The organism is Streptomyces sp. NPDC005303, assembly GCF_040607335.1.
Taxonomy (GTDB): Bacteria; Actinomycetota; Actinomycetes; order Streptomycetales; family Streptomycetaceae; genus Streptomyces.
The window spans coordinates 137,633-164,499 of the sequence record NZ_JBEXGM010000002.1 but is presented as its reverse complement, the minus strand read 5'-3'; the positions used below and the strand labels follow the sequence as shown (position 1 = coordinate 164,499).

Sequence of the window (26,867 nt, the reverse complement as noted above, 5' to 3'; positions counted from 1 at the left end):
TGACCTCCCCCATGGTCATCCCTCGCCGCAAGTATCGCTGCCGGGACCGACATCCGCACCGGCCTTGGCTGGATCTTGATCGGATCGCGTCGGATCGTCTGCCGACGGCCCGGCCGCGCCCCCCCGCACCACCCCTTGCCCATGAATACGCCACGGGAATCGGTTCGGTTCCCCCAGGGGGCGCGTAGGGTTGCCGTCGTGCGCGGGGTACGTGTGGTGATGATCGGCGGAACGTCCCATACCGGCAAGTCCACGGTCGCCGAGGCGATCGCCGACCGGCTCGGCTTCGAGCATCGGTCGACGGACCTGCTGGCGAGGCACCCGGGGCGGCCCTGGCGCACGCCGGAGCGAGAGGTGCCGCCCCATGTGGCCGAGCACTACGCGACGCTCGGCGTCGACGAGTTGATCGACTCGGTCCTGGCCCACTACGAGCGGCTCTGGCCCCGCATCGAGGCGTTGGTCGAGGCGCACGCCACCGGGCCGGGCCTGGTCCTGGAGGGTTCCGCGCTGTGGCCGGAGCGGGTCGCAGCACTGGACGCCCCGCACACGGCCGCCGTATGGCTCACCGCCGGCGAGGACGTCGTACGCGCCCGAATCCGTGCGGGCGGGCGCTATGACGAGGCGTCGGAGCAGGAGCGGGCGCTGATGGACAGGTTCCTGGCCCGGAGCGTGCGCTACCAGGAGCTCATGGTGGAGGCGGTCGACCGGCTGGGACTGCCCCGCGTCGACGTCGGCAACGGCATGTCCGTCTCCGACGTGGCCGACGCGGTGCTCGCTCAGGCCTCGTAGTACGCCCGCACCCTCGCCTGTACCTCAGGGGACGCCCCCGCCCGGTCCAGGCCGAGGAGCGCGGCGCCCAGGACCGGGCTCGCCGTCACCACCTGGGGCACGGCCTTCGGGGCGCGGGCCGCCAGGAGTTCCCGCACCCCGTCGTCCAGTTGGGGGTGGCGGGCGGCCAGGACGCTGCCGCCGAGCAGGACCGGGGTCTCCTCGTCGAGGAGGTCGAGGCGGGCCAGGGCCACCGTGGCCATGGACACCACCTCGTCGGCCAAGCGGTCGACGAGCGAGCGGGCCACGGGGTCGCCGGCGGCGGCCGTGGCGAACAGCACCGGGGTCAGTTCGTGGCGGCGGGCGGGGGCGATCTCCTCCAGGTGCAGGGCCTCGACGAGGGCGTACATCGACGGCAGCCCGAAGTGAGCGGGCAGCACGCGCGCGAGGTCGGTGTCGACGCCCCGCCCGTCCTCCGCGCGGGCGGCGTGCCACAGTGCCTCCTCGGCGAGCCCCCAGCCGCCGCCCCAGTCGCCGGAGATCCGGCCGAGCGCGGGGAAGCGGGCGGTACGGCCGTCGGGACGCATGCCGACGCAGTTGATGCCCGCGCCGCACACCACGGCGACCCCGCGCGGTTCGGTGATCCCGGCCCGCAGGATCGCGAAGGTGTCGTTGCGGACCTCCACGTCCCGGCCCCACGCGCGCGTGTGCAGCGCCGCGGCCAACTGCTGCTCCTCCACCGGGAAGTCGGCGTTGGCGAGGCACGCCGAGACGTGCTCCACCGACGTCACCCCGGCCGCGGCGAAGGCCCGCCCGACCGCGTCGGCGACGGTGTCCACCGCCGCCTCGACGCCCACCACAGGCGGCCGGAACCCGCCGCCGCGGGCCGTGGCGAGGACGTTTCCGTCGGCCGCCACGACGGCCACGTCGGTCTTGCTGTTGCCCGCGTCGACGGCGAGGACGCATGCGGTCAGGCCCACGCGAGATGCTCCCGGTTGTGTGCGATCAGTCGGTCGGTGAGGCCCTCGGCGTACTCGTACTGGCCGACGAGGGGGTGGGCGAGCAGCGCCTTGAAGACCCGGTCCCGGCCGCCCCGCAGAGCCGCCTCCAGCGCCAGGTCCTCGTACGCCGTCACGTGCGCCATCAAGCCCGCGAACAGCGGGTCCACGGCAGGCACCGCCAGCGGGGCCGGCCCGTTCGGGCCCACCGCCGCCTGCACCTCGATCACCGCGTCGGCGGGCAGGAAGGGCAGTGTGCCCCGGTTGAGGGTGTTGACCACCTGGTAGGGGCTGCCGCCCCCGCCGAGCAGTGCGGCGGCAAGGTCCACGGCCGCCTCCGAGTAGTAGGCGCCGCCCCGCCTGGCGAGCAGCTCCGGCTTCTCGTCCAGGGCGGGGTCGCCGTACATCTTCAGCAACTCCTGTTCCATCGCCGCCACTTCGGCGGCCCGGGACGGCTTGCTGCCGAGCTCCCGTACGACCTCGTCGTGCGCGTAGAAGTAGCGCAGGTAGTACGACGGGACCACGCCGAGCCGGTCCAGCAGCGTGCGCGGCAGGTGCAGGTCGGCGGCGATCGCCTCGCCGTGCCCGGTGAGAAGCTTGGGCAGGACGTCCTCGCCCTCGGGACCGCCGAGCCGTACCCCGGTCTCCCAGGTGAGGTGGTTGAGGCCCACGTGGTCGAGGTGGAGGTCGGCGGGGGCGACGCCGAGCAGCCCGGCGAACTTCCGCTGGAAGCCGATCGCCACGTTGCACAGCCCGACCGCCTTGTGCCCGGCCTGGAGCAGGGCACGGGTGACGATCCCGACCGGGTTGGTGAAGTCGATGATCCAGGCGGCCGGGTTGGTCCGGCGGACCCGCTCGGCGATGTCGAGGACCACCGGGACGGTGCGCAGCGCCTTGGCGAGGCCGCCCGCGCCGGTCGTCTCCTGGCCGACACAGCCGCACTCCAGGGGCCAGGTCTCGTCCTGCTGCCGAGCCGCCTGGCCACCGACGCGCAGTTGCAGCAGCACCGCGTCGGCGCCGTCCACGCCCGCGTCCAGGTCGGACGTGGTGACGATACGGCCGTCGTGGCCCTGCCTGGCGAAGATGCGCCGGGCGAGCCCACCGACCAGCTCCAGGCGGTCTTCGGCCGGGTCGACGAGGACGAGTTCCTCGACGGGCAGGGTGTCGCGCAACCGGGCGAAACCGTCGATGAGTTCGGGGGTGTAGGTCGAGCCGCCGCCGACCACGGTGAGTTTCATGTGTGGTTAACCCTTCACTCCGGTCAGGGTGACGCCCTCGACGAACGCCTTCTGCGCGAAGAAGAACACGAGGATCACGGGGGCCATGACCAGCACGGTCGCGGCCATGGTGAGGTTCCAGTCGGTGTGGTGCATGCCCTTGAAGGACTCCAGGCCGTAACTCAGCGTCCAGGCGTTCTGGTTCTCCGAGGCGTAGATCTGCGGGCCGAAGTAGTCGTTCCAGGCGTAGAAGAACTGGAAGAGCGCGACAGCCGCGATACCCGGCTTGGCCATGGGGATGACGACCCGCAACAGGGTGCGCAGATCGCCGCAGCCGTCGACCTTGGCCGCGTCCACGTACTCGTTCGGGATCGTCATCAGGAACTGCCGGAGCAGGAAGATCGAGAACGCGTCCCCGAACGCCATCGGGATGATCAGCGGCCACAGGGTGCCGGACAGCCCGAGCTGCTTCGCCCAGAACAGGTACATCGGGATGATGACCACCTGGGGCGGCAGCATCATCATCGAGATGACCAGCATCAGGGAGAGATTGCGGCCCCGGAAGCGGAACTTGGCGAGCGCGTACGCCACCGGGATCGACGACACGACCGTAAGGACTGTTCCCAGTCCCGCGTAGATCAGCGTGTTGCGCCACCAGGTCAGGAAGCCCGGCGTGTCGAAGACCCGCTTGTAGTTGCCCCACTCCCAGGTGTGCGGGATCAGATCGCGGCTCAGGGCCTGGGTGTCGCTCATCAGCGAGGTCAGGAACACGAACACGAAGGGCAGCGTGAAGAAGAGCGCGGCGGCGATGCCGAGGGAGTGGATCGCCACCCATTCGAGGAGTGCCTTGCGCCGGGCGGTGCGTTCGGCGGGCGAGGCCGGCGTCTTCAACTCCACCGGCCGGTCCAGTACTTGGGTCATGGTCAGTCACCTGCCTGGATGAGACCGCCCCGGCGCCGCATCAGGAACGCGGTGAACAGCATCGACAGGGCGAAGAGGACGAGGGCGACGACACACGCGGAGCCGTAGTCGAAGCGCTGGAAGCCGAGGTTGTAGACGAGCTGGGGGAGGGTCAGCGTGGACTTCTCCGGATAGCCGGGCTCGAACTGCGTGCCCGCGCCCTGGATCACGCCCGAGGCGACCTTCCCGGCGATGAGTGGCTGTGTGTAGTACTGCATCGTCTGGATGACACCGGTGACCACGGCGAACATCACGATCGGCGAGATGTTGGGAAGGGTGACGAACCGGAACCGCTGCCACGCCGACGCCCCGTCCAGCTCGGCGGCCTCGTACTGCTCCTGGGGCACATCCAGCAGGGCGGCCATGAAGATGACCATCAGGTCGCCGATGCCCCACAGGGCGAGCAGGGTGAGGGCGGGCTTGGACCAGGCGGGGTCGTTGAACCAGCCGGGGGCCGGGATGCCGACCTTCTCCAGGATCGAGTTGACCGGTCCGGTACCGGGGTTGAGCAGGAACGCGAAGGCCATGGTGGCGGCCACCGGCGGGGCCAGGTAGGGCAGGTAGAAGAGCGTCCGGAAGACACCCGTACCCGTCTTGATCTTCGTGATGAGCAGGCCGACGCCGAGTCCGAAGACGACCCGCAGGGACACCATTACCACGACCAGCCACAGGGTGTTGCGCAGGGCGGGCCAGAAGAAGGGGTAGTCCTTGAAGACGTAGGTCCAGTTCTTCGTCCCGCTCCAGGTCGGCGGCTTGAAGCCGTCGTAGTGCATGAACGAGAAGTAGACCGTCGAGAGCAGCGGGTACGCGAAGAAGACCGTGAAGCCGATCAACCAGGGCGACATGAAGGCGATCGTGCGAAGCGCCGACCTGCGGCGCTTCGACGCCAGAGTGATCGTGGCCATTACTTCGCCTGCGCGATGTCCGTGTCGATCTGCTTGGCCGCGCCGGCGAGGCCCTTCTTCAGGTCGGTGACCTTGCCGCTCTCGTAGGCGTAGCCGAGGTCCTGAATGGTGGTGAGGTACACACCGCCGTTGATCGAGGACGGGGCGGTCGTCGAGTTCGGGTTCGCGGCGATGTCGAGGAAGGTCTTGAAGCGCGGGTCGTACTTCAGCTTCGGGGACTTCAGGGCGGCGAGCGTCGAGGGCACGTTGTGGATGGCGTTGGAGAAGCCGACCACCGCGTCCGTGTCCGTGGTGATGTACTTCAGGAACTCCCAGGCCGCGTTCTGCTTGGTGCTGTTGGCGGCGATGCCGGCGATGGTGCCGGTGATGTAGCCCTTGCCGTACTGGTCGGCCTGGTCGTCCGCGACGGGCAGCGGGGCGACGCCGATGTCGAAGCCGGGCTTGGCGTCCACGGCCATGCCGAGCCGCCACTCACCGTCGAGCTGCATGGCGACCTGGCCGGTCTGGAAGGGGTGCTTGGGACCCCACTCGTCGCCGAGCCCCGCGCGGTACTTCTCCAGCTTCTTGTAGCCGCCGAGATCGTCGACGAGCTTCTTCTGGAGGGTGAAGGCGGCGGTGACGGCCGGGTCGGTGGCGATCGTGGACTTGCCCGCCTTGTCGAAGTAGGTGGGCGAGAACTGGCCCATGTAGTGCTCGGTGGTCGTCTCCCAGCCGTGGTAGTCCGGCATGAAACCGAGCTGCTTGTACGAGTCGCCCTGGGCGATCGTCAGCTTCTTCGCGTCGGCCTCGAACTCGGTCCACGTCTTGGGCGGCGAGGTGATGCCCGCCTTCTCGAACGCCGTCTTGTTGTAGTAGAGCCCGTACGCGTCACCGAGGAGCGGCGCCGCACAGCGGTCGCCGTCGAACTGCGTGTACTGGTTCATCGCGGCCGGGAAGGTGGTGTCCGGGTCGATCCCCGACTTCTTGAAGAAGGGGTTCAGGTCGACCAGCGCGCCCGAGGAGCAGAACTTGCCCACGTTGTTCGTGGTGAACGACGAGATGACGTCCGGGGCCTTGTCGCCGCCCGTGCGCAGCGCCTGGTTGATCTTGTCGTCGGTCATGTTGCCGACGACGTTGACGTGGATGTTGGGGTGCGCCTTCTCGAACCCGGCGACCAGCGCCTTCACCCCCGCCACCTCGGAGTCCGCGCTCCAGGCGTGCCAGAAGTTGATGGTCGTCTCCTTCGAGGCGTCGTCGTCGGCGCCGGAGGAGGACTGGCCGGTACAGGCCGTGGTGACGAGCACCGCGGACACGGTCAGGGCAAAGGCCGCTTTTCGGGCGGATGAGGGTATGGCGGAGGAAAGGGCTGTGCGCATGACGGGGTCTCCCAGGGACGGGCGGTGAGGTGAGGGTGTGGGGGAGTACGGGGGTCAGCGCGAGGTGTCGAAGACCTCGTCGCGGGTGGCCGCCAGCGCGCTCTCCAGCGCACCGCGCAGCACGGGGTGTTCACGGACGGCGCCGACGACCAGCCGGGGCCGGGAGGCTGCCAGTTCCTCCAGCTCGGCCTGGACGAGGGCGCGCAGGGTGTCGCCGCCGGCGGTGAGCGAGGCACCGCTGAGGACGACGAGTTCGGGGTCGAGGACGGAGACGAGGGAGGCGAGACCGGTGGCCAGGCGGGTGGCGTAGGTCTCCAGGAGCAGCCGGTTCAGGACGGTGTCCTCGGTGGCGGCACGCTCGACGAGGGCGGCGGCGACCTCGGCGTACGGCCCCGAGGGGATGTCCGTCATGCCGAGCTCGCGGGCGAGGCCCGGGACGGCCTGGGAGCCCGCGAGCTCCTGATAGCCGCCACTGTTGGCTTTGGTCACCTGCCGTACCAGGGGCGCTCCGGGAACCGGCAGGAAACCCACCTCTCCCGCGCCCCCCGTCCAGCCGCGGTGCAGCCGTCCGCCGAGGACCAGGGCGGCGCCGAGACCGCCCTCGTTCCACAGCAGCACGAAGTCCTCGTGGCCGCGGGCCGCTCCGAGCCGTTGTTCGGCCACGGCGACGAGGTTGACGTCGTTCTCGTACTCGACCGGCATCGGCAGCACGGCGGCGAGTTCGTCGAGCAGGGTCGGGGTGTGCCAGCCGGGGAGGTGGGAGGCGTAGCGCAGCCGGCCCGTGCCCGGGTCGAAGGCGCCCGGGGTGCCGATGACGAGCCGGTGGATGTCGCCGCGGGCCAGGCCCGCCGCCTTCACCGCCCCGTCGAGGGCGTCGGTGACCTGCCGTACGACGGGCTGGGCGGGTCGCCTTCCCGGGGTCGGCAGTTCGAAGGAGCCCACCTCGCGGCCGGTGATGTCGGCGACCGCGGCGAGGATGCGCTCGGGGGTGACGTCGAGCCCGGCGGCGTACGCGGCACTCGGGTCGACCTCGTAGAGCTGGGCGTTGGGTCCCGGCCTGCCCTCGCTGGTACCGGTGGCCAGGACGAGCCCTGAGGCCTCCAGGCGGGCCAGGAGCTGGGACGCGGTCGGCTTGGAGAGGCCGGTGAGCTTGCCGATCCGCGTGCGGGAGAGGGGGCCGTGCTCCAGCAGGAGGTCGAGCGCGGCACGGTCGTTCATGGCGCGGAGTGTGCGTGGTGTGCCTGCCATGGGTGCCCCTCTCCGTGACTGCCGGACGACTTTACTGTCCGACGACTGTTAGGAAGGTTTCCTATCGGATGTCACGGAACTTAGGTCTGGACCACCTGTCCGTCAAGAGGGGAACGACAAACCGCCCCCGCAGGAAACGGAGTCGTTACCTGCGGGGGCGGTGAGGGTGGTGCGGGTGGGCCTACTGCACGTCGATGTAGTCGCCCGCGGCCGTAGCGGCGCCGGTCGTGGACGTGCCCGCGAAGACGTAGCGGTAGTAGCCGTCCTTGGACGCCGTGGTCGTCGTCTTGAGGGCGCCGCCGGTGCCGGAGGTCACCGTCTTGACCGTGCTGTAGGTGTTCGAGCCCTTGGCCCGGAACTGGAGGGTGGCCTTCTGGGAGGTGTAGCCCGAGTAGGTGCTGGTCTCCCAGTTGGCCCGGGTGAGCTTGCCGGTGACCGTGATGGTCTTCCCCTTTTTCACCGGCTCGGGTGACGCGTTGGCGGTGAGCCTGGCGGCGCGCTTGACCTGGACGCCGCTGCCGAGGGGGCCCCACACGTCGTAGTTGTAGCCCAGGCTGATGTGGCCGTCGGAGTCGTCGTTGTCCTGGTCCATGTGGCTGTAGACGCCGGCGGCCTTCCAGGTGGTGGCGTCCGCGGCCGAGTAGAAGTAGCCCTCGGGGTCGATCGTGAGCGTCTCCTTGCACGACTCGGTGACGGTGGTCTCCGTCGTCGCTGTCGTCGTGCAGGTCGGCGCGTCCTCGGGCTCCATCTCGTTCGCCATCTTCTTGAGCGTGCCCCGGTAGAGCAGGACGCCCGCGAAGGTGTTCTTGTAGTCGATCGTGAGGTCGGCCGGGCGGGCCAGGGTGTAGGTCACCGGCACCTTCACGATGGCGGTGGTGCCGGCGACGATCGCCTTGCCGCTGTTGACCGTGATGCCGGAGAAGACCAGGTTCGGAGTGTCGGCCGCGGACGCGACGGGCGCGACCAGACCGGTCAGGGCCAGGGCACCGGACGCGGCGATGCCTATGGCGAGCTTTCTCATGTGTTTCCCCACATTCGAAACGGGCCCCTGGGCGTTGCGCTCCAGAACAAGGGCCCGTTGTGGGGGTGACATTAGATGATCATGCCTGTGGACGGAATGCGCCGCTCATGTGAAGACGGTGAGAGTTCGGGCTACTTCGGCGCCGGACGCTGAACCGGTGCCGACACGAGCGGGGAGGCCGCCGCCGACTGCGGGGACTCCGAGTTGGAGAAGACCGAAGGGGCCGCGACCGCCGCGGCCGGGTCGGCGGGCTCCTCCTCGGCGAGGACGGTCGCGCCGCCGACGATGCGGATGTCCGCCGCGTCGAAGGCACGCTTGATGCGCCAGCGCAGCTCGCGCTCGACCGTGAGGGACTTGCCGGGCATCGTCTTGGCGGAGACCCGCACCACCATGGAGTCCAGCAGGACGCTGTCCAGGCCGAGGACCTCGATCGGGCTCCACAGGAGCTCGTTCCAGGGCTCCTCCTTGCTCATCTTCTCGGCGACCTCGCCCAGCACCCGCTTGACCTTGTCGAGGTCCTCCGAGGCCCGCACGGTCACGTCCACGCCGGCCGTCGCCCAGCCCTGGGAGAGGTTGCCGATGCGCTTGACCTCGCCGTTGCGGACGTACCAGATCTCGCCGTTGTCGCCGCGCAGCTTGGTCACCCTGAGACCGACCTCGATGACCTCGCCGGAGGCCACCCCCGCGTCGATGGTGTCGCCGACGCCGTACTGGTCCTCCAGGATCATGAAGACACCGGAGAGGAAGTCCGTGACGAGGTTGCGGGCGCCGAAACCGATCGCCACACCCGCGACACCGGCCGACGCCAGCAGCGGGGCCAGATTGATCTCGAAGGCGCCGAGGATCATCAGGGCCGCGGTGCCCAGGATGGCGAAGCTGGCCACCGAACGCAGCACCGAGCCGATCGCCTGGGAGCGCTGGTGACGGCGCTCGTTGTTGACGAGCAGACCGCCGATCGAGGTGCCGTCGACCGCCTGGGCGGTGCGGTTCATCCGGTCGATCAGCTTGGTGATGGCCCGCCGCACGACCATTCTCAGCACGCCGGCGATCACCAGGATCAGCAGGACCCGCAGACCGATCGCCAGCCAGGTCGACCAGTTCTGCTCGACCCAGCTCGCGGCGTTGGTCGCGCTCTCCTGGGCGTCCTGGAGACTCGGCACGGCCGGCGTCGAGGTGTCCGAGGGGGACGGCGACGGCGACGGACTCGCGGCCAGTAGGACGGCGGACAAGGACACGGCAGGTACCTCCAGGTGCTGCGCCTGCTTCCGGCGTGGCGGTCAAGGTCACGAAAAGGTCACCGGTAAAGCAGGCTCACCACACTAACGGTGCATCGTGTGTGGATCGTTGCAATGTCTGGGGGAGAGGTGGCTCTCACCTGGGGATGAAGAAAGGTGTGGTCGAAAACACTCCCAGCCCGTTACCGGGACATGGTGGCGTTTCTCCCGGCAGAGAGGGGAGACTGACTGCAGTTCGTCCCGGCGCGAGCCACGCGCCGCCGACGCCCAAGGAGGCATCCGTGCCGCATGTCCTGGTACTCAACGCGTCGTACGAGCCCCTCGGCGTCGTACCGCTCCGCCGCGCGCTCGTCCTCGTCCTGGAGAACAAGGCCGTCTCCCTCGAGGAATCCGGCGCCTTCATGCACAGCGCGACCGTCACAGTCCCCGCACCCAGCGTGGTCCGGCTCAAGCGATTCGTGCGGGTTCCCTATCGGGGACCCGTCCCTCTCACCCGCAGGGCGCTCTTCGCCCGGGACGGGGGCCGGTGCATGTACTGCGGTGGCGTCGCAACCAGCGTCGACCACGTCATCCCGCGCAGCCGCGGGGGCAAGCACGTCTGGGACAACGTGGTGGCGTCCTGCCGGCGCTGCAACCACGTGAAGGCCGACCGACACCTGTTCGAGATCGGCTGGCGGCTGCGCCACAAACCCGCCCCACCCACCGGGCTGGCCTGGCGCATCATCGGCACCGGGCACAGGGACCCGCGCTGGCTGCCGTACTTGCAGCCGTTCGGCGCGGAGGACGCCATGGCCCGGATCGACGGCATCTCAGCCTGACGACGATCCGGGCCTTTGTGTTGCCGCACGCGGCTCGGTTCCGGCCCCGGAGGTCCCCCGCGCCTCCGGGGCCGGACGTTCATGCGCTCACGTGTACCTGAGCTCCGCCGGACGGACCGAGCGGCGCAGCAGGGGCAGCGAGGTGGCGGCGGCCAGCAGACAGGCCGCGTACACCCCGAGCGGGACCAGAAGGGCCGCGTACGGCGTGACGGGCGGGCCGTCCGAGGTGAGCCGGGCGTACCAGACGCCGATCGCCATGCCCCCGGCGCCGCCCAGCAGCAGAGCGGGCGCGAGCGGCAGCGCGGTCTCCAGGAGCAGCGCCCTGCCGAGCACCGACTGTGGCACCCCGGCGGCGGTCTGCGCGGCCAGGCCCCGGCGCCGCGCGGCCAGGGACTCGACGGTACCGACGGCGAGACCGCCGAGGGTGATCGCCAGGGCGACGAGGATCGCGGCCGCGGTCAGGTCAAGACCCGACTCGTAGTACGACATGCTCGCGCCGAGCCGGTCGGCGTCCCTGCCGCCGAGATCGGCGAGCAGGGCCTGGCGGATGCCCAGGTACCCCGTCCCGGAGACCGTCACCAGCAGCACCGCCGCATGTGTACGGGCCGCCGCCCACGGGTCCTCGCGCAGCCGTTCCGCGGCGATCAGCGTCGCCGCCGTCCGGGCCCGGACGGCCAGCCGGCGCCCCATGAACCCGGCCGTCGCCCCCGACAGCCACACCGCGCCCGCACCGGCCGCGAGCAGCGCCCCGGCCACCAGCAGCGGCCCCTCCGCGTACGCCAGGCCGCCGCGGCCCGGCATCCCACCGGTGGTGCCGGCCACCGCGGCCGGCGCCACCGCGCCCACCGGCAGCAGAGCCGCCGCGAACAGCAGGCCGGGTCCCCGTCCCGACCGCGGCCGCACCCGCCGGACCCAACCGAGCGGCGAGGTCACCACGCGGCGCAGCGCCAGCGCACCCGCGCACGCGCCCAGCACCGGCACGCCGAGGCCGACCACCGCGATCCCGGCCCAGGCGAGGGCGGCCGGGCTCCGCCACCGGCTCAGCAGCACCACGACCGAGACGGCCGTCCCGAGCGCCGAGCCGAGCAGACAGGCCAGGCCCGTCTCCAGCGCCGAGATCCGCCGTACCCGGGCGGCCGAGGCGCCCGCCAGCCGCAGCCCCGCGAGCCGTCGGTCGCGGTGCACGGCTCCGAGCCGGGCGCACTGGCCGAGGAAACCGAGGACCGGCACCAGCAGGAGCAGCAGGGTCACGATCACGCCGGAGCGGGTGCCGGGCTCGTCGAGGAGACCGGCGCCGACGGGGATGTGGTACTGCCCCTGGAGCGAGGCGAGACAGACGGCGGCCAGCGCGAACCCGGTCGCGAGTGCCGCGCCCACGGCCGTGAGCCCGACCCGCCACCATTCCCGCCGGTCGGAACCGCGGGTGAGCAGCCAGGCCATACGGAGATCGGCGGCCAGAGGGCTCGCGGTCCGCACCTTGGGACCGGTCGTCACGCCGTCACCCCCACCGGGACCACGGCCCCGTCGGCCATCCGCAGCTCGCGGTCCGCGTACGCCGCCACCTGGGCGTCGTGGGTGATCAGCAGGACCGCCGTGCCGGACTCGCGGGCCGTGCGGACGAGGGCCGTCATGACCTGCTCGCTCGCCAGGGAGTCCAGCGCGCCGGTCGGCTCGTCCGCGAAGACGACCTTCGGTCCGGTGATCAGGGCGCGGGCCAGCGCGGTCCGCTGGGCCTGTCCGCCGCTCATCTCTCCGGGCCGCAGCCCGGCCTGGCCGCGCACTCCGAACCGCTCCAGCCACTCACCGGCCCGCGTGTGGGCGTCGGCGCGGGACAGGCCCGCGAGCAGCAGCGGCAGCGCCACGTTGTCGAGCGCCGTCAGCTCGGGGATGAGCTGCCCGAACTGGAAGACCACGCCGAACTCCGTACGGCGCAGCTCGCTCAGCCGCTTCTCGGGCAGCTGGTCGAGGCGCTCACCGCCGTAGGACACCGAACCGGCGTCCGGGCCGACGATCCCGGCCAGGCAGTGCAGCAGCGTCGACTTCCCGCTGCCGCTGGTGCCGGTGACGGCGAGGATCTCTCCGGCGTCCAGCCGGACCGAGGCGCCGCACAGCGCCTTGGTCGGGCCGTACGTCTTGACGAGACCGCGCCCTTCGAGGAGCGGCACCCTTGTGTCCCCCTGGGTGTTCATGCCGAGTCGACCTCCGCGGTCAAAGTGGTGAGCCGGGCCGCCGTGGTGTTCATCCAGCGGAGGTCGGCGTCGAGGTGGTTGAGGGCGTAGTCCGCCGAGAGCACGGTCGCGAGGTCGGCCCCCGTGGCGGTCTTGACCGCCGTGAGCTCCCGCATCCGCGTCATGTGGGCGGCGCGCTGGGCCCGCAGGTAGGCGTCCGGGTCGCCGCCGGACAGGATCGAGACGACGACCTTGGCGAAGATCTCGTTGGTCACGAAGGGCGCGGGCGGGGCGATCTGCCCGGCCCACTCGGCCAGTTCCCGCGCGCCCGCCTCGGTCGAGCGGTACCTGGTGCGCTCCGGGCCGCCGTCGGAGTCGGTGCCGTCGATCTCGGCGAGACCGTCCCGGACCAGGCGCTGGAGGGTCGTGTAGACCTGCCCGTAGGCCAGTGGACGGGCCTCGGGGAAACGGTCGTCGTGGCGTCGCTTCAGGTCGTAGCCATGGCTCGGCCCTCCGGCGAGCAGCCCCAGCAGTACGTGGCGGATGCTCATGTCGACGAGTATGCACCATGTACATGTACTGAGTGAATAGTGATCAGTGGGCGAAGGGCGTTCGGTGGACGGGAGCGACGGATCCCCGGAACATGACGAAGAGCACGTTCTCCCCTCCGTTACGTCTGTCCTCGCGTCCTGTGGGTAGGGCTGCGGTAACCCCCGTAGTCGTACTCGACAAGGAGGCCCCCGTGGCCGCATCGGCACCCCTTCTGCTCCCGGCCCTGTCCAAACCCGAGGCGCCCGCTGAGCACTTCTGTGTCTTCAGCGCCGAGGGCGCCTGCACCGAGATCCCGCTCACCAGCGAACCACCCCTGCCCGACGCCGAGCAGCCCCTCACCAGCGAGCCGCCGCTCGCCGACGCCGCCCCCCTGACCAGCGAGTCCGACGCTTACCTGGAGCCGTAGATGGTGGCGCCCCCCGGTCCGGAGCTGTCCCGGCTCGCCGAGTCCTACGGCGTAGCCACCTCCTACCAGCCCTCCCCGGACCGTACGGTCGCCGCCTCCGCAACCGCTGTCACCCTGGCCCTGGCCGCCCTCGGTGTCGACGCGGACGACCCGGCCGCCGCGCTCGCGGCCCGGGAACGCGAACTGCGCGCGCGCCTGCTGCCGCCGACGGTGGTGTGCTGGAGCGGCAGCCCGCCCGCCTTCGTCGCCGACCTGCCCGAGGGCACCCGGCTGCGCATCGCCACCGAACAGGGCGAGACGCGCGCCACCGCCGACCAACTTCCGCCCGGTGTGCATCGGTTGACCGCCACCGCCCCCGACGGCCGCACCGGCGAGGCCCACCTGATCGTGGCCCCGCCGCGGCTGCCCGCGCCGCCGGGGCGGTCGTACGGACTCCTCGTCCAGCTCTACTCCCTGCTCTCGCACCGCTCCTGGGGCATGGGCGACCTCGGCGACCTCGCCGAACTGACCTCCTGGGCGGGGCGCGCCCTGGGCGCCGGCTTCGTCCAGGTCAACCCGCTGCACGCGGCCGTGCCCGGCGCACCCACCGACCCGTCCCCCTACCGGCCGTCCTCGCGCCGCTTCCCCGACCCGGTGCACCTGCGGATCGAGGACATCCCCGAGTACACCCAGGTCGCGGACCCCGACCGGCTGCGGACCCTGTGCGAGCGGGCCGAGCGGTTGCGCGGGTCCGTGCTGGAGAAGGGCGCGCTGATCGACCGCGACGCGGTGTGGGAGCTGAAGCGGGAGGCGCTCGAACTCGTCCGCGAGGTCCCCCTCGGGCCCGGCCGCCGCGCCGCCTACGCCGACTATCTCGCCGAGGGCGGCCAGGCGCTGGAGGACCACGCGACCTGGTGCGCGCTGGCCGAGGTGCACGGCTCGGACTGGCGCGGCTGGCCCGTCGGCCTCCGCGATCCGCGATCCGCTGAAACCGCCCGCGCGCGCGGCGAGCTGATGGACCGCGTCGACTTCTACTGCCGCCTCGCCTGGCTCACCGAGAGCCAGCTCGGTGCGGCCCAGCGCACCGCGCGGGAGGCGGGGATGCCGCTGGGCATCGTCCACGACCTCGCGGTGGGCGTGCATCCCGAGGGCGCGGACGCGTGGGCCCAGCAGGCGTACTTCGCGGCCGGGATGTCCGTGGGGGCGCCCCCGGACGCCTTCAACGCCCGCGGCCAGGACTGGGGGCTGCCGCCATGGCGCCCGGACCGGCTGGCGGAGTCCGGGTACGCGCCGTACCGGCAGCTGCTGCGGGCTCTCTTCCGGTACGCAGGCGCGCTGCGCATCGACCACGTCATGGGCCTGTTCCGGCTGTGGTGGGTCCCGCAGGGGCAGCCCCCGACGCAGGGCACGTACGTCCGCTACGACGCGGAGGCGATGCTCGCCGTGCTCGTCCTGGAGGCCTCGCGGGCCGGGACGGTGGTGATCGGCGAGGACCTCGGCACGGTCGAACCCGGTGTGCGGGAGACGCTGCGCGAGCGCGGGGTGCTCGGCACGTCCGTGCTGTGGTTCGAGCGGGACTGGGAGGGCGGCGGGCGCCCGCTGCCGCCCGAGGCGTGGCGCGCGGACTGTCTGGCGACGGCGACCACGCACGACCTGCCACCCACGGCCTCACGCCTCACCGGCGAGCATGTCGAACTGCGGGACAGCCTCGGCCTGCTGACCCGGCCGCTGGAGGAGGAACGCGCGGAGGCCGCCGCGGACACGGGGGAGTGGCTGGAGCTGCTGGCCCGGCTCGGTCTGCTGCACGGCACGGGCGGCGGCGCCGATCCTTCCTCGGAGGAGGCGCAGATCCAGGCCGTCCACCGGTATCTGCTGCACACCCCGGCCCGCATGGTCGGGGTCTGGCTGCCGGACGCGGTGGGCGACCGGCGGCCGCAGAACCTGCCGGGGACGTGGGACCAGTACCCGAACTGGCGGTTGCCGATCGCGGACGGGGAGGGGCGGGTGATGACGCTGGAGGACCTGGCGGGGTCGGCCCGGCTGCACGCCTTGGTGGAGGTGCTGCGGGCGCCGTAGGGGGCGCCGCTCGTGCGGCCGGGGCGCCTCATACGGCACCCCGGGCGCGCGGCCCGAACCGCCGTTGGATACTTTGACTCCGTGGACAAGAAGAACGCCCTGCGCGCCGGCGCCCTGGTGGCCGGTACGACGCTGATGATGCTGCTCATGTCGTCCCCGGCCTCCGCGCTGACCCGCGACGACGGCGACGACCCCGGCACGGGCCTGAGCGTCATCGAGACGCTGGGTCTCTTCGTCGTGGCCCCGCTCGTGCTGTTCGGGGTCATCGCCGGCCTGGTGATGGTCCTGGACAAGTCCAAGGAAGAGCACCGGGTGACCAGCCGCAACATCAGGACCAAGCCCGCCGAGGCCGAGGCCAAGGCCGGCTCCAAGGCCTGAGCCCGCCTTTCCGGGGCGCTGAACCCGCCTTTCCGGGGCCGGCGCCCTCGCGCGTTCTCAGCGGCCCTCTCGGGGGCTCGGCGCGGTGATGTGCCGATGCACCGTGGGGGCCGGCCACGCCACCATCTCCTCGCGCGCCCGCGTCGCGGTCGGCGGGAACCGCAGGACGTACCGGGGCGGCGCGAGCCGCAACAGCTGCGTGGCGGCCCGGGCGGGGACCTGCTCCGGGCCCCGGACAACCCGCAGGGCCACCGGCATCACCCGCTCCCGGAAGATGCCCTGCATCCGCTCCGCCCCCGCCCGGCCGGTGAGCCGGGTGGGGCCGTCAGTGCTCTGACTCCTGGGTGCCCGCGAGCAACTTCCGCAACAGGTCGGCCAATTGGCCGGCCTGTTCGTCGTCCAGGGGGGACAGGGCCTGCGTCTGGGCGGCCAGGCCCGCTGCTACCGCCTCGTCGATGACCGCCAGCCCCTTCTCCGTCAGGGTCACTTGGAGGCCTCGGCGGTCGTGGGGGTCGGGGGAGCGGCGGACGAGGGCGGCGCGTTCCAGTTTGTCGAGGCGGCCCGTCATGCCGCCCGTGGTGAGCATCAGCGTCGAGGAGAGCAGGCGGGGGGAGAGGGTGTACGGCTCTCCGGCGCGGCGCAGGGTGGCGAGCACGTCGAACTCGCCACGGGAGATGCCGTAGGGGGCGTACACCTTCTCGACGCGGTCGCCCATGGTGCGGGAGAGGCGGTAGATCCGCCCGAAGACCTCCATGGCCCGGGTGTCGAGGTCGGGCCGCACGGCCGCCCACTGGTCGATGATCGCGTCGACGGCGTCCTTGCGTGCACTCATGTGCCGAGTATCCGTGGACGCAGGGTTGCCCGCAAGAAAGTGGCTTGCGGAAAAGTGGCTTGCAGTAAAGCGGCTTGCGAGAAAGTAGCTTAGGGGTAAGCTACTTTCTGCCAAGCTAAGCAAGGTCATGAGACCGAAGGGCTCGCCATGAACCGCACCGCCACCATCCTCCTCACCGCCCTCGCCCCCGTCTCCTGGGGCACCACCTATGCCGTCACCACCGAGTTGCTCCCCGCCGACCGGCCCCTGTTCACCGGCATGATGCGGGCGCTGCCCGCGGGGCTCGTGCTGCTCGCCCTGGCCCGGGTGCTGCCGCGCGGTGTGTGGTGGGGGAAGGCGGCGGTGCTCGGGGCGTTGAACATCGGCGCCTTCTTCCCGTTGCTGTTCCTGTCGGCGTACCGGCTGCCGGGCGGGATGGCCGCGGTGGTCGGGTCGGTCGGGCCGCTGATCGTCGTGGGGCTGTCGGCCGCGCTGCTGGGGCAGCGGCCCACCACCCGCAGTGTGCTCACCGGACTCGTGGCCGCGTTCGGCGTCAGCCTGGTGGTGCTCAAGGCGGCCGGCGCCCTCGACGTCCTCGGGGTGACGGCGGCCTTCGCCTCCACCGCCTCCATGTCAGCCGGGACCGTGCTGACCAAGCGCTGGGGCCGCCCCGACGGTGTGGGCCCGCTCGCCCTCACCGCCTGGCAGCTCACCGCCGGCGGCCTGCTCATCGCGCCGCTCGCCCTCCTCGTCGAGGGCGCCCCGCCCGCGCTCGACGGCCGTGCGGTCGGCGGCTACGTCTACCTCGCGCTGGCGAACACGGCGATCGCGTACTGGCTCTGGTTCCGCGGCATCGGCCGTCTCACCGCCACCCAGGTCACCTTCCTGGGCCCGCTGTCCCCGCTCACCGCGGCGGTCGTCGGCTGGGCGGCACTGGGGCAGACGCTGACGCCGCTGCAGCTGGCGGGCATGACGCTGGCCTTCGGGGCGACGGTGGCCGGGCAGCTGGGGGTACGGCAGCCCACCGTCGGCCGAACGTTCGGTCCCGCTGGAGGGAACGGGGCACCGGAGGCGCTGCGGGGCGTGCCGAGGGCGTTGTAACGTCACCCCGTCCCCGCGTTACGCAACTCCCGGAGGCACCAGTGGACGCAGGCACCTGTCCGGTGTGCGGGGAGCGCCTCCCCGCGCGAGCCGGTCGCACCGGTCGCGGTTCCCTCTACTGCTCCCACGCCTGCCGGCAGAAGGCCTACCGGCAACGCCGGCAGCCCCAGGGCCTCACCGTGCAGGGGCTCATCGACGACATCGGGCGGCAGGCGGGCCTGCTGGCGCCGCGGCCCGCGGACACCCTCTACTCGACGGTCACCGAACTCTCGGAATCCGTCGCACAGTTGAAGCGGGTGGCCCGCACGGTACGCGACACCACCCAGGACGCCGGGGATTCCGTAACAGCCGCCCCCGTTACGCAACCCACCGATGCCGCCCTCGTCACGCACCTCACCGACGCCGCCCCGGCCGCCCACCTCAGCGAGACCGACTTCGCCGCCCTCACCGAGCAGTACCGCCGTGAGATCCAGGTGCACTGCTACCGCATGACGGGGTCGTACGACGAGGCCGAGGACCTCGTGCAGGAGACCTTCCTGCGGGCCTGGCGGGCGCGGGACGGGTTTCAGGGGCGGGCGAGCGCGCGGACCTGGCTGTACCGGATCGCCACCAACGCCTGTCTCGATCTGCTGCGGCGGACCGCGCGCCGCCCGCAACGGTACGAACCGGTGCCGGGGATGAACCACGGCGAGGGGGAGCCGCCGGCCCGCATCACCTGGTTGCAGCCCTACCCCGACGACGAGATGCCCCTGACCGAGGAGCACGAGCAGCCCGAGTCCGCCGCGGTCTCGCGCGAGACCCTGGAGCTCGTCCTCCTGGCCGCGATCCAGCACCTGCCCCCGCGCCAACGGGCCGCACTGGTCCTGCGCGACGCCCTCGGGCTGACCGCCGCCGAGACCGCCGAGGCCCTGGAGACCAGCGTGGCCTCCGTCAACAGCGCACTCCAGCGGGCCCGGCCGGCCCTGCGCGCACACCTGCCCCGGGAACGCTCGGACTGGCGGGCCACCGTGCCCACGGAGGACCAACAGGCCGTACTGGACCGGTACATGGCCGCCGTCGGACGCCTCGACTTCGAGGCGATGGCCGCGCTGCTCACCGAGGACGTGACCCTCACCATGCCGCCGAACCCGTACTGGTTCGTCGGCCGGGACGCCGTCATCGACTTCGTGCGGGTCAGCCTCGATCCCGCCTCCCCGATGTTCTTCGGACACTGGCGCAGCCTGCCCACCCGGGCCAACGGCCAGCTCGCGACGGCGCACTACGTCCGCCGGCCCGGGACCGGCGTCCACCGGGCCCAGGTCCTGGACGTGCTGCGCTTCGCCGACCAGGGCCACGGCGACCGCATCGCGGAGATCACCTCCTTCGAGCCGCACCTCTTCCCCGCGTTCGGGCTGCCCCTGCGGCTGTGACCGGCCGGTGAGCAGGGAGATGGCCGATGAGCGTCGGCGATGTCGTACGTCTGCATGGATGTCACGTACGAACCACTTCCAAGGAGTCACCATGCTGCTCACCGACAAGACCGCGATCGTCTACGGCGCCGGCGGTTCCATCGGCGGGGCCGTCGCCCGTGCCTTCGCCGAGCAGGGCGCGAGGGTGCACCTTGTCGGCCGTGGTCGAAAGACCCTGGAGGCGGTGGCCGCAGACATCAAGGACGCCGAGGTCGCCGTCGTGGACGCGCTGGACGAGGCGGCCGTGGAGGCGCACGCGGAGCAGGTCGGGGACATCGACATCTCCATCAACCTCGTCACGCGCGGCGATGTGCAGGGAGCGCCGCTGGTCGACATGCCCGCCGAGGACTTCCTGCGGCCGGTCACCGACGGTCTGCGCGCCAACTTCCTCACCGCCCGCGCCGCCGGACGCCGTATGGCCGCGCGCGGTTCCGGTGTCATCCTCGCCCTCAACAGCGGTTCCGCGCACGGCAGTCCGATGATGGGCGGCACCGGTCCCGCGGACGGGGCGATCGACACGCTCGTGCGCAACCTGGCGATCGAGCTGGGGCCGCGCGGGGTGCGAGCGGTGGGGCTGTGGGTGGCCGGGGTGCCCGAGACGTTCTCCGTCGAGAAGCTCGCTGCCGTCAATCCGGCCATCGACGAGAGCGCCGTGCAGGGCATCATCGACCAGCTCGCCGGGATGCGCATGACCCGCCGCAACCCCACCCTCGCCGAGGTCGCCGCCACCGCGGTGTTCCTCGCCTCCGACCACGCGGGCGGCATCACCGGCACCTTCGTCAACGTGACGGGCGGGATGGTGTCCGTCTGAGCCGACGGCCCCGCCACCAGGTGCGCAGCCACAGGGCGTGCAGGCCGCCGAGCGTGACGACGACGGCGAGCCCGTCCAGCCGGTCCCAAGTCGACGGCCCCACAACCGACTTGCGCACGGCGCGGGCGAACAGGGTGAGGTCCGCGGGCAGGGTGACGGCGGCGAAGAACGCGAGACACAGCGTGGTGCCGACGACCAGCACCACGCTGTACCCGCGTACGGCCCGCCGTTCGTGCGCGGGCAGTCCCAGGCTGGGGTCCGGCTCGTCGGTACGACGGCTTCGGCGTCGCAGCAGCCGCCGGGCCCGGTACCTCGTGTACGCCACCCCGTCTCCGAACAGGTCGCGGCAGCGGGTGAGGTCCTGGAGGACGAAGTACAGGTCCGTGCGCATGAAGACCATGAGCTGGAAGGGGAGGGGGAGCAGAGCGAGCAGGGCCACGGCGGCGAGGACGCGGCGGGGGATGCCGGTCGTGGCGCCGGTGGCGAGGGCGGCCAGGGACGCGGCCGTCAGGTTGCTCGCGATGCCGGCGAGGTAGGCGGTCAACCGGTGCCTGCGCGGGGCGAGTTCGATGCCGCTGATGTCCGTCTGCATCACCAGGAACTGCAGCCGGGTGCCGAGCCGCATCCGTCCCGCCACGCCGGTCGCACGGGCGGTCAGCAGATGGGCGCACTCGTGGAGCAGCAGCAGGCTCCAGCCGACGCCCGCGCCGAGGGCGATGACCGCGCTGCCGTGCGAACTCCACAGCAGGGTGCGGTAGTCGAGTGGCACCGGAGGGCGAGTGAGCAGGGTGACCGCGATCAGCAGGGCGACCGCCACGGGGGCGACGGGACTCAGCAGCCAGCGCACATGACGGGGCCCTATCCACGCCAACGTCGGTGCCGGAGGCGGCTCCTGGTCGATCGCGCGGCCGTCGACCTCGGCCACGAACCCGAGTCCCAGCAGGGCCTCCACGAAGTCCGGTACGTCGATGTCGTCGCCGGTGCGGGTGCGGAGCCGCTCGCCGACCTCGGCCGGGGTCAGCCCCTGGTCGAGCAGATCGAGGGCCTGCTTGCCCACCTCGGGCAGGGCGACGAAACGGCCGGTCGCCCTGCGGCCCACGATCCACTCGTCGCCGTCGGGGCGGGAGTCCAGCGCGTGCAGCCGTACCCGGTTCACGCACGCTCCCCGCACGCCGGGCAGTCCAGGTGGCGGGGGGTGCGCTGGTCGACGGGGTCGCCGGGGAGCATGAGGTTCACGCCGAAGCGGAAGCCCGGCTCCAGCGCGGGGACCCCGGTCAGCAGGGCCACGGCGGCATGCGCGAGCAGTGCTCCGGAGAGTCCGGCGGTGACGGCACTCGCCGGGTTCCACGGCATCCGCGGCGAGGCGCTCTCCGGGTCCTGCCCAGGCCCGAGCCGCAGGTCCCGCCGGGCGATCTCGCCGTCCCGCAGACATTCCCAGCAGGCCCCCTGACCGGGCACGTACACCCCGGCGGTCACGAGAGGCCCCCGGTATCCGGCGTCCACCCACGGCAGTCCGGCCGCCAGACAGGCCCGGTTGGTCCAGCGGCGAAGCTCGTCGGGGCGGTCGGCGGCGAGGACGAGGAGGTCGTACGGGGAGCGGGCGGAGGACACCAGTCGAGCGAGGTCCTGCGGCCCGCGTACCTCCTTGCGTTCCCCGGTCACCGTCACGTCCGAGTTGAGTGCCCGCAAGGTCGCCACCGCCGCCTCCACCTTCGGCCGGCCGAGATCGGACTCGCGGTACAGGGGCTGGCGGTTGAGGTTGGAGAGTTCGACCACGTCCGGGTCGACGCAGTGGACGTGGCCCACGCCGGAGGCGACGAGGGCCTGGGCCGCGTGGCCGCCGGTGCCGCCGACTCCGATCAGGAGGACCCGGGCCTCGCGCAGGCGGAGTTGGGCGTCCCAGGGGCTGCTGCGGGGGGCGAGGTCCATCCAGCGCAGGAGGGGCACACCGCGGCTGTAGCGGTCCTGTTCGCGGAGTGGCAACGGGGCCGAGACATCCGCGTCGTCCACGAAACCGGCGGCCAGCAGGTCCGCCATCGCCTCGCGGGCGTCCTCGCCGGACAACTCCGGGTGCGCGCGCAGGACCTCGGCGACCACCTCCGACGGTCCCCGCGTCCCGTCCATGGTCTCGACGAGCGTCCACACCCAGCCCTGCGGGTCCGCGATCTCCGCGCCGATGCCGTGGATCACGCTGCCCACGCGGACGTTGCCGTCGACCGTGCGGTAGGCGCGGTGCTCGGGCTTGATCCGGGGCCGCCCGAACGCCTCGACCGTCACCGCCGTCGCATCCGCCACCAGGGACCCCTCTCCTTTACATGTACACCTTCTTGACACTCTGACTCTCGCGGCACAGCCTTGACAAGAGCGGTCAGCGATCGCTTCGGAAAGGTCAAATCCCGTACGGAGACGAGGAGTTGCGATGCCGATGAAGATCGTGATCCGCCCCTTGGACAAGAAGGAGACCACGGGGGACAGCGGCGGCAACGGCGGCAGCTGAGAGGAGCTCACATGCCGGTCAAGATCGTGATTCGCCCGCTGGACAAGAAAGAGACCACTGGGGACAGTAATTCCCAGGGTGCTTGATCGGATCACCAGCGTGCGGGGAGGACCGGCGTGCGGACTTCGCTCTATCCGGCAGTCGACGAACTGGAGCGAAGGGCCCGCACGCTGGTCCGCGCCGCCCCCGGCCTGCTGCGGCTGGACCAGGTCGGACGGAGCCGGGCCGGGCGCCCGCTGTGGCTGCTGTCCGCCGGACACGGCGACCGCCACATCCTCGCCGTCGCCGGAGCCCACGCCAACGAACCGGTGGGCGGGGCCTCGGCGTTGCGGCTCGCCGCCCTGTTCGGCCGCCGGCCAGGCCTCCTCGAACCCCTCGGCTGCACCTGGCACTTCCTGCTCTGCCTCGACCCCGACGGGGCACACCTCGCGCACGGCTGGCAGCCGGAACAGCCCGAGCCGTCGCTGACGGAGTGTCATCGGCACTTCTACCGGCCCGCGTTCGCCCGTCAGCCGGAGTCCCTGCCCGCGCCTCCCGGGAAGCCGCTCCCCGAGTCGGCCGCGCTCGTCCGGCTCCTCGACGAGCTGCGGCCCGTCGCCCAGTTCACCCTGCACGGCATCGAGTTCGGCGGTGCCTTCGTGATGATGACACGGGAGGTGCCCGGCGCCGCGGACGCCTTCCGGGAGACCGCGGCTCGCCTGCGCGTCCCCGTCGACCGGGACCCCGTCGACGGTCCCGACTGGCGGCTCGACCCGCCCGGTGTCCTGGTGTTGCCCGACGGCCACGGCACGGACGAACGCGACCCGAGCGGTTACGTCGCCGAGAGCACCTGGTTCCACCCGCGCCGCCACGGCACCGTGACCACCCTGATCGAGACCCCCGCCTGGGCGGTGCCCTCGGTGAGCGACGCCCGGCCCGTCACCGACCCGGACCGTGCGGCCGCGCGGCTGGGGGAGGTGCTGCTGGGGCGGACCCGGGAACTCGCGGCCGTCCTCGGGACACGGCTCGATGACCTGGCCGTACCGGAGGAGCTCGCGCCGCTGCGGGACGCCGCGCGCGAACTCCTCGACGTGGCGCCGTCGATCGTGGCGAGCTGGGCCGCGGAGGAACCCGGCGGATTCCAGGGCCACTTCGCGACCCGGGGGATCTCCGCACGCCGTATCCCGCTCAGGGTGGCGGCGATGGCGAGCCGCGCCCTGGCCCGCACCGACCCCCGGACCGTCGAGATCCTCGACGACCTGGTGCGCGAGTGGAGCCAGGAGCTGGAGAAGACGTACGACCTGCGGTGGGTGCCGGTGGCCGTGCAGACAGGGCTGCATGTGCGGACGATGCTGAACACGGCCCGGCTGGTGTGCGGGGGAGGCGGATGACCGGGGCCACCCGCCTCCCGCCGTCCTACTGGGCCGCCTGCGCGTCCGCCGCCTGGGCCTTCAGCGCGCGCTCCACGCCCGCCCGGGACTCGGAGACGAGCCGGCGCAGGGCCGCGTTCGGCTCCGCCGAGGCCAGCCAGGCGTCCGTCCGGTCCAGCGTCTCCTGGGAGACCTGGAGCGACGGGTAGAGACCGACCGCGATCTGCTGGGCGATCTCGTGCGAACGGGACTCCCAGATGTCCTTGACCACCTCGAAGTACTTGCCCGTGTACGGCGCGAGCAGCTCCCGCTGGTCGGTCTGGACGAAGCCGCCGATGACGGCCTCCTGGACCGCGTTGGGCAGCTTGTCGGACTCGACGACCTGCGCCCAGGCCTCCGCCTTCGCCTCCTCGGTCGGCCGCGAGGCACGGGCGGTCGCCGCGTGGCGCTCACCCGCGGCGGTCTTGTCCCGCTCGTACTCGGCGGCGATCTCCGACTCGTCGTAGCGGCCCACGGAGGCCAGCCGCTGCACGAACGCCCAGCGCAGCTCCGTGTCGACGGCCAGGCCCTCGACGACCTGGGACCCGTCGAGCAGCCCCTCCAGGAGGTCCAGCTGCTCCGGTGTACGGGCCGTCGCCGCGAACGCCCGCGCCCAGGCCAGCTGGTGGTCGCTGCCCGCCGCCGCGGACCTCAGGTGGGCCAGCGTGGCGTCGGTCCAGCGGGTCAGCAGTGCCTCGCGGGCGCTGGGAGCGGCGTACAGCTCGATCGCCAGCTTCACCTGCCGGTGCAGCGACTGCACGACACCGATGTCGGACTCCTTGCCGATACCGGACAGCACCAGCGAGAGGTAGTCGCGGGTCGCGAGCTCCGCGTCCCTCGTCATGTCCCACGCCGACGCCCAGCACAGCGCGCGCGGCAGGGACGACTCGAAGTCGCCGAGATGCTCGGTGACGAAGGCCAGCGACTGCTCGTCGAGGCGGACCTTGGCGTACGACAGGTCGTCGTCGTTGAGGAGCACGACCGCCGGACGGCGCTTGCCGACCAGCTGCGGTACGGCCGTCAGCTCACCGTCCACGTCCAGCTCGACACGCTCGTCACGGACCAGCTTGCCGCTGTCGTCGTCGAGTTCGTACAGGCCGACCGCGATGCGGTGCGGACGCAGGGTCGGCTCGCCCTTCGCGCCGGCGGGCAGCGCCGGGGCCTCCTGGCGGATCGCGAAGGAGGTGATGACACCGTTCGCGTCCGTCTCGATCTCCGGGCGAAGGATGTTGATGCCGGCCGTCTGCAGCCACTTCTGCGACCAGGTGCCCAGGTCGCGCCCGGAGGTCTCCTCCAGCGCGCCCAGCAGGTCGGACAGGCGGGTGTTGCCGTACGCGTGGCGCTTGAAGTACGCCTGCACACCGCCGAAGAACTCGTCCATGCCGACGTAGGCGACGAGCTGCTTGAGGACGGAGGCGCCCTTGGCGTACGTGATGCCGTCGAAGTTGACCAGCACGTCGTCCAGGTCGCGGATCTCCGCCATGATCGGGTGCGTGGACGGCAGCTGGTCCTGGCGGTACGCCCACGTCTTCATGGAGTTGGCGAACGTGGTCCAGGAGTGCGGCCACCGGCTGTCCGGGGCGTACGCCTGGCAGGCGATGGAGGTGTAGGTGGCGAACGACTCGTTCAGCCACAGGTCGTTCCACCACTCCATGGTGACCAGGTCGCCGAACCACATGTGGGCCAGCTCGTGCAGGATGGTCTCGGCGCGCATCTCGTACGCGGCGTCCGTCACCTTGGACCGGAAGACGTACTGGTCGCGGATGGTGACGGCACCCGCGTTCTCCATCGCGCCCGCGTTGAACTCGGGCACGAACAGCTGGTCGTACTTCTTGAACGGGTACGCGTAGTCGAACTTCTCCTGGAACCAGTCGAAGCCCTGCCGGGTGACCTCGAAGATGGCGTCCGAGTCGAGGTGTTCGGCGAGCGAGGGGCGGCAGTAGATGCCCAGCGGCACCGACTGGCCGTCCTTCTCGTACACGCTGTGCACGGAGTGGTACGGGCCGACGATCAGGGCCGTGATGTACGACGAGATCCGCGGGGTCGGCTCGAAGACCCAGACGTCGTCCTTCGGCTCCGGGGTCGGGGAGTTGGAGATGACCGTCCAGCCGGTCGGCGCCTTCACGGTGAACTGGAAGGTGGCCTTCAGGTCCGGCTGCTCGAAGGAGGCGAAGACACGGCGGGCGTCCGGCACCTCGAACTGCGTGTACAGGTACGCCTGCTCGTCGACCGGGTCGACGAAGCGGTGCAGGCCCTCACCGGTGTTGGTGTACGCGGCGTCGGCGACGACCCGCAGGATGTTGCGGCCCTCCAGCAGGCCGGGCAGCGCGATCCGGGAGTCCTGGAAGACCTCCGCCGGGTCGAGCGGGTCCCCGTTCAGCGTGACCTCGTGAACGGTGGGAGCGACGAGGTCGATGAAGGACTCCGCTCCGTTCTCGGCCACGTCGAAGCGCACCGTGGTCACGGACCGGTAGGTACCGCCCTCCTGCGCGCCGGAGAGGTCGAGATCGATCTCGTAGGACTCGACGCTGAGCAGCTTCGCCCGCTGCTGAGCTTCTTCGCGAGTCAGGTTTGTGCCAGGCACGCGGTCATCTCCTCGTTATGTGTGGGTTCGGCGGTTCGGTCATCCTTCCACGAACTGTCTCCGACGGATCGGGGGATTACCCTGCGGATTCGGGGGGCGGACGTTCCAACGGCCCGAAGGGCCGCAACGAGGTCGAAGGGGCG

Annotated in this window: 24 protein-coding genes and 1 pseudogene; 9 read left to right on the top strand and 16 right to left on the bottom strand. The window is 71.5% G+C overall.

Annotation, left to right across the window (positions count from 1 at the left end; all coding sequences use genetic code 11):
- Window positions 1-198: 198 nt before the first annotated feature.
- Entirely contained in the window at window positions 199-789 is a 591-nt protein-coding gene (locus ABZT93_RS04665) for an AAA family ATPase (protein ID WP_356098858.1), read from the top strand.
- On the opposite strand, the gene ABZT93_RS04660 is transcribed toward ABZT93_RS04665, so the two are convergent.
- From ABZT93_RS04660 to ABZT93_RS04625, 8 genes are all read right to left on the bottom strand, one after another.
- The gene (locus ABZT93_RS04660; protein WP_356098855.1) at window positions 777-1,748 is read right to left on the bottom strand and encodes a BadF/BadG/BcrA/BcrD ATPase family protein; all 972 of its coding nucleotides are present in this window, start codon (window positions 1,746-1,748) and stop codon (window positions 777-779) included. The two genes, ABZT93_RS04665 and ABZT93_RS04660, sit on opposite strands and share 13 nt — an antisense overlap.
- Complete coding sequence (locus ABZT93_RS04655) at window positions 1,739-3,004, bottom strand: 6-phospho-beta-glucosidase (protein ID WP_356098852.1); 1,266 nt, start codon at window positions 3,002-3,004, stop codon at window positions 1,739-1,741. Before ABZT93_RS04655 ends, ABZT93_RS04660 begins: the two co-directional genes overlap by 10 nt.
- A 6-nt stretch (window positions 3,005-3,010) precedes the next feature.
- Window positions 3,011-3,904: a carbohydrate ABC transporter permease gene (locus ABZT93_RS04650; protein WP_356098849.1), complete on the bottom strand. Its 894-nt coding sequence runs from the start codon at window positions 3,902-3,904 to the stop codon at window positions 3,011-3,013.
- A 2-nt stretch (window positions 3,905-3,906) separates the two neighbouring features.
- Entirely contained in the window at window positions 3,907-4,848 is a 942-nt protein-coding gene (locus ABZT93_RS04645) for a sugar ABC transporter permease (RefSeq protein ID WP_356098847.1), read from the bottom strand.
- Entirely contained in the window at window positions 4,848-6,203 is a 1,356-nt protein-coding gene (locus ABZT93_RS04640) for an ABC transporter substrate-binding protein (RefSeq protein WP_356098844.1), read from the bottom strand. Before ABZT93_RS04640 ends, ABZT93_RS04645 begins: the two co-directional genes overlap by 1 nt.
- Before the next feature lie 54 nt (window positions 6,204-6,257).
- Window positions 6,258-7,451 (bottom strand): ROK family transcriptional regulator, encoded by a 1,194-nt coding sequence (locus ABZT93_RS04635; protein ID WP_356098841.1) that lies wholly within the window; start codon window positions 7,449-7,451, stop codon window positions 6,258-6,260.
- 181 nt (window positions 7,452-7,632) lie between these two features.
- Window positions 7,633-8,472 (bottom strand): hypothetical protein, encoded by an 840-nt coding sequence (locus ABZT93_RS04630; RefSeq protein ID WP_356098838.1) that lies wholly within the window; start codon window positions 8,470-8,472, stop codon window positions 7,633-7,635.
- Window positions 8,473-8,603: 131 nt separating this feature from the next.
- Complete coding sequence (locus ABZT93_RS04625) at window positions 8,604-9,707, bottom strand: mechanosensitive ion channel family protein (RefSeq protein ID WP_356098835.1); 1,104 nt, start codon at window positions 9,705-9,707, stop codon at window positions 8,604-8,606.
- Window positions 9,708-9,988: 281 nt separating this feature from the next.
- On the opposite strand from ABZT93_RS04625, the gene ABZT93_RS04620 reads away from it, so the two are divergent.
- The gene (locus ABZT93_RS04620) at window positions 9,989-10,525 is read left to right on the top strand and encodes an HNH endonuclease (RefSeq protein WP_093908392.1); all 537 of its coding nucleotides are present in this window, start codon (window positions 9,989-9,991) and stop codon (window positions 10,523-10,525) included.
- An 87-nt stretch (window positions 10,526-10,612) separates the two neighbouring features.
- Here the strand turns inward: ABZT93_RS04620 and ABZT93_RS04615 are convergent, their stop codons facing one another.
- Genes ABZT93_RS04615 through ABZT93_RS04605 form a run of 3 tightly spaced genes read right to left on the bottom strand, consistent with a single transcriptional unit; the run spans window position 10,613 to window position 13,244 of the window.
- Window positions 10,613-11,965, bottom strand: coding sequence for an ABC transporter permease (locus ABZT93_RS04615; RefSeq protein ID WP_356099783.1), 1,353 nt, complete (start codon window positions 11,963-11,965; stop codon window positions 10,613-10,615).
- A gap of 50 nt (window positions 11,966-12,015) precedes the next feature.
- Window positions 12,016-12,714: an ABC transporter ATP-binding protein gene (locus tag ABZT93_RS04610; RefSeq protein ID WP_356098831.1), complete on the bottom strand. Its 699-nt coding sequence runs from the start codon at window positions 12,712-12,714 to the stop codon at window positions 12,016-12,018.
- Window positions 12,711-13,244, bottom strand: a complete 534-nt coding sequence (locus ABZT93_RS04605) for a PadR family transcriptional regulator (protein WP_356098828.1) — start codon at window positions 13,242-13,244, stop codon at window positions 12,711-12,713. The genes ABZT93_RS04610 and ABZT93_RS04605 overlap by 4 nt, the downstream gene beginning before the upstream one ends.
- Before the next feature lie 191 nt (window positions 13,245-13,435).
- Here ABZT93_RS04605 and ABZT93_RS04600 point away from each other — a divergent pair, with 191 nt between their 5' ends.
- The 3 genes from ABZT93_RS04600 (at window position 13,436) to ABZT93_RS04590 (ending at window position 16,084) form a co-directional block, all read left to right on the top strand.
- Window positions 13,436-13,651, top strand: coding sequence for a hypothetical protein (locus ABZT93_RS04600; protein ID WP_356098825.1), 216 nt, complete (start codon window positions 13,436-13,438; stop codon window positions 13,649-13,651).
- Window positions 13,652-15,706 carry a 4-alpha-glucanotransferase gene (malQ, locus tag ABZT93_RS04595; RefSeq protein ID WP_356098822.1) on the top strand — a complete coding sequence of 685 codons (2,055 nt, stop codon included), beginning with the start codon at window positions 13,652-13,654 and terminating at the stop codon, window positions 15,704-15,706. It abuts the gene before it with no gap.
- A gap of 81 nt (window positions 15,707-15,787) precedes the next feature.
- Complete coding sequence (locus ABZT93_RS04590; protein WP_020116443.1) at window positions 15,788-16,084, top strand: hypothetical protein; 297 nt, start codon at window positions 15,788-15,790, stop codon at window positions 16,082-16,084.
- A 57-nt stretch (window positions 16,085-16,141) separates the two neighbouring features.
- Here the strand turns inward: ABZT93_RS04590 and ABZT93_RS04585 are convergent.
- Both ABZT93_RS04585 and ABZT93_RS04580 read right to left on the bottom strand, forming a co-directional pair.
- Window positions 16,142-16,375: pseudogene (locus ABZT93_RS04585) on the bottom strand (TetR/AcrR family transcriptional regulator); the annotation flags it as partial.
- A 34-nt stretch (window positions 16,376-16,409) separates the two neighbouring features.
- Window positions 16,410-16,916 carry a MarR family transcriptional regulator gene (locus ABZT93_RS04580; RefSeq protein ID WP_356098819.1) on the bottom strand — a complete coding sequence of 169 codons (507 nt, stop codon included), beginning with the start codon at window positions 16,914-16,916 and terminating at the stop codon, window positions 16,410-16,412.
- Between the two features lie 147 nt (window positions 16,917-17,063).
- On the opposite strand from ABZT93_RS04580, the gene ABZT93_RS04575 reads away from it, so the two are divergent.
- The 3 genes from ABZT93_RS04575 to ABZT93_RS04565 all read left to right on the top strand — a co-directional run bounded on the left by ABZT93_RS04575 (window position 17,064) and on the right by ABZT93_RS04565 (window position 20,255).
- The gene (locus ABZT93_RS04575; protein WP_356098816.1) at window positions 17,064-17,996 is read left to right on the top strand and encodes an EamA family transporter; all 933 of its coding nucleotides are present in this window, start codon (window positions 17,064-17,066) and stop codon (window positions 17,994-17,996) included.
- A gap of 41 nt (window positions 17,997-18,037) precedes the next feature.
- On the top strand, window positions 18,038-19,405 hold the full coding sequence (locus ABZT93_RS04570) for a sigma-70 family RNA polymerase sigma factor (RefSeq protein WP_356098814.1): 1,368 nt from the start codon (window positions 18,038-18,040) through the stop codon (window positions 19,403-19,405).
- Between the two features lie 91 nt (window positions 19,406-19,496).
- A complete protein-coding gene (locus tag ABZT93_RS04565; protein WP_356098811.1) occupies window positions 19,497-20,255 on the top strand; it encodes an SDR family oxidoreductase in 759 nt (252 codons plus the stop codon).
- Here ABZT93_RS04565 and ABZT93_RS04560 read toward each other — a convergent pair.
- Window positions 20,224-21,411 (bottom strand): hypothetical protein, encoded by a 1,188-nt coding sequence (locus ABZT93_RS04560; RefSeq protein WP_356098808.1) that lies wholly within the window; start codon window positions 21,409-21,411, stop codon window positions 20,224-20,226. The genes ABZT93_RS04565 and ABZT93_RS04560 overlap by 32 nt on opposite strands.
- A complete protein-coding gene (locus ABZT93_RS04555; protein WP_356098805.1) occupies window positions 21,408-22,550 on the bottom strand; it encodes a ThiF family adenylyltransferase in 1,143 nt (380 codons plus the stop codon). Before ABZT93_RS04555 ends, ABZT93_RS04560 begins: the two co-directional genes overlap by 4 nt.
- A 318-nt stretch (window positions 22,551-22,868) precedes the next feature.
- Here ABZT93_RS04555 and ABZT93_RS04550 point away from each other — a divergent pair, with 318 nt between their 5' ends.
- Window positions 22,869-24,122: a M14 family zinc carboxypeptidase gene (locus ABZT93_RS04550; RefSeq protein ID WP_356098802.1), complete on the top strand. Its 1,254-nt coding sequence runs from the start codon at window positions 22,869-22,871 to the stop codon at window positions 24,120-24,122.
- Window positions 24,123-24,147: 25 nt separating this feature from the next.
- Here the strand turns inward: ABZT93_RS04550 and pepN are convergent, their stop codons facing one another.
- Entirely contained in the window at window positions 24,148-26,724 is a 2,577-nt protein-coding gene (gene pepN / locus ABZT93_RS04545; RefSeq protein WP_356098799.1) for an aminopeptidase N, read from the bottom strand.
- Between the last annotated feature and the right edge of the window lie 143 nt (window positions 26,725-26,867).

Excerpts from the sequence above, each read along its gene's own strand:
- malQ (WP_356098822.1), top strand. The coding sequence starts at position 13,652 with ATGGTGGCGCCCCCCGGTCCGGAGCTGTCCCGGCTCGCCGAGTCCTAC.
- ABZT93_RS04645 (WP_356098847.1), bottom strand. The coding sequence starts at position 4,848 with ATGGCCACGATCACTCTGGCGTCGAAGCGCCGCAGGTCGGCGCTTCGC.
- ABZT93_RS04640 (WP_356098844.1), bottom strand. The coding sequence starts at position 6,203 with ATGCGCACAGCCCTTTCCTCCGCCATACCCTCATCCGCCCGAAAAGCG.
- ABZT93_RS04655 (WP_356098852.1), bottom strand. The coding sequence starts at position 3,004 with ATGAAACTCACCGTGGTCGGCGGCGGCTCGACCTACACCCCCGAACTC.
- ABZT93_RS04635 (WP_356098841.1), bottom strand. The coding sequence starts at position 7,451 with ATGGCAGGCACACCACGCACACTCCGCGCCATGAACGACCGTGCCGCG.
- ABZT93_RS04605 (WP_356098828.1), bottom strand. The coding sequence starts at position 13,244 with ATGAGCATCCGCCACGTACTGCTGGGGCTGCTCGCCGGAGGGCCGAGC.
- ABZT93_RS04575 (WP_356098816.1), top strand. The coding sequence starts at position 17,064 with ATGAACCGCACCGCCACCATCCTCCTCACCGCCCTCGCCCCCGTCTCC.
- ABZT93_RS04650 (WP_356098849.1), bottom strand. The coding sequence starts at position 3,904 with ATGACCCAAGTACTGGACCGGCCGGTGGAGTTGAAGACGCCGGCCTCG.
- ABZT93_RS04630 (WP_356098838.1), bottom strand. The coding sequence starts at position 8,472 with ATGAGAAAGCTCGCCATAGGCATCGCCGCGTCCGGTGCCCTGGCCCTG.
- ABZT93_RS04565 (WP_356098811.1), top strand. The coding sequence starts at position 19,497 with ATGCTGCTCACCGACAAGACCGCGATCGTCTACGGCGCCGGCGGTTCC.
- ABZT93_RS04610 (WP_356098831.1), bottom strand. The coding sequence starts at position 12,714 with ATGAACACCCAGGGGGACACAAGGGTGCCGCTCCTCGAAGGGCGCGGT.
- ABZT93_RS04580 (WP_356098819.1), bottom strand. The coding sequence starts at position 16,916 with ATGAGTGCACGCAAGGACGCCGTCGACGCGATCATCGACCAGTGGGCG.
- ABZT93_RS04615 (WP_356099783.1), bottom strand. The coding sequence starts at position 11,965 with ATGGCCTGGCTGCTCACCCGCGGTTCCGACCGGCGGGAATGGTGGCGG.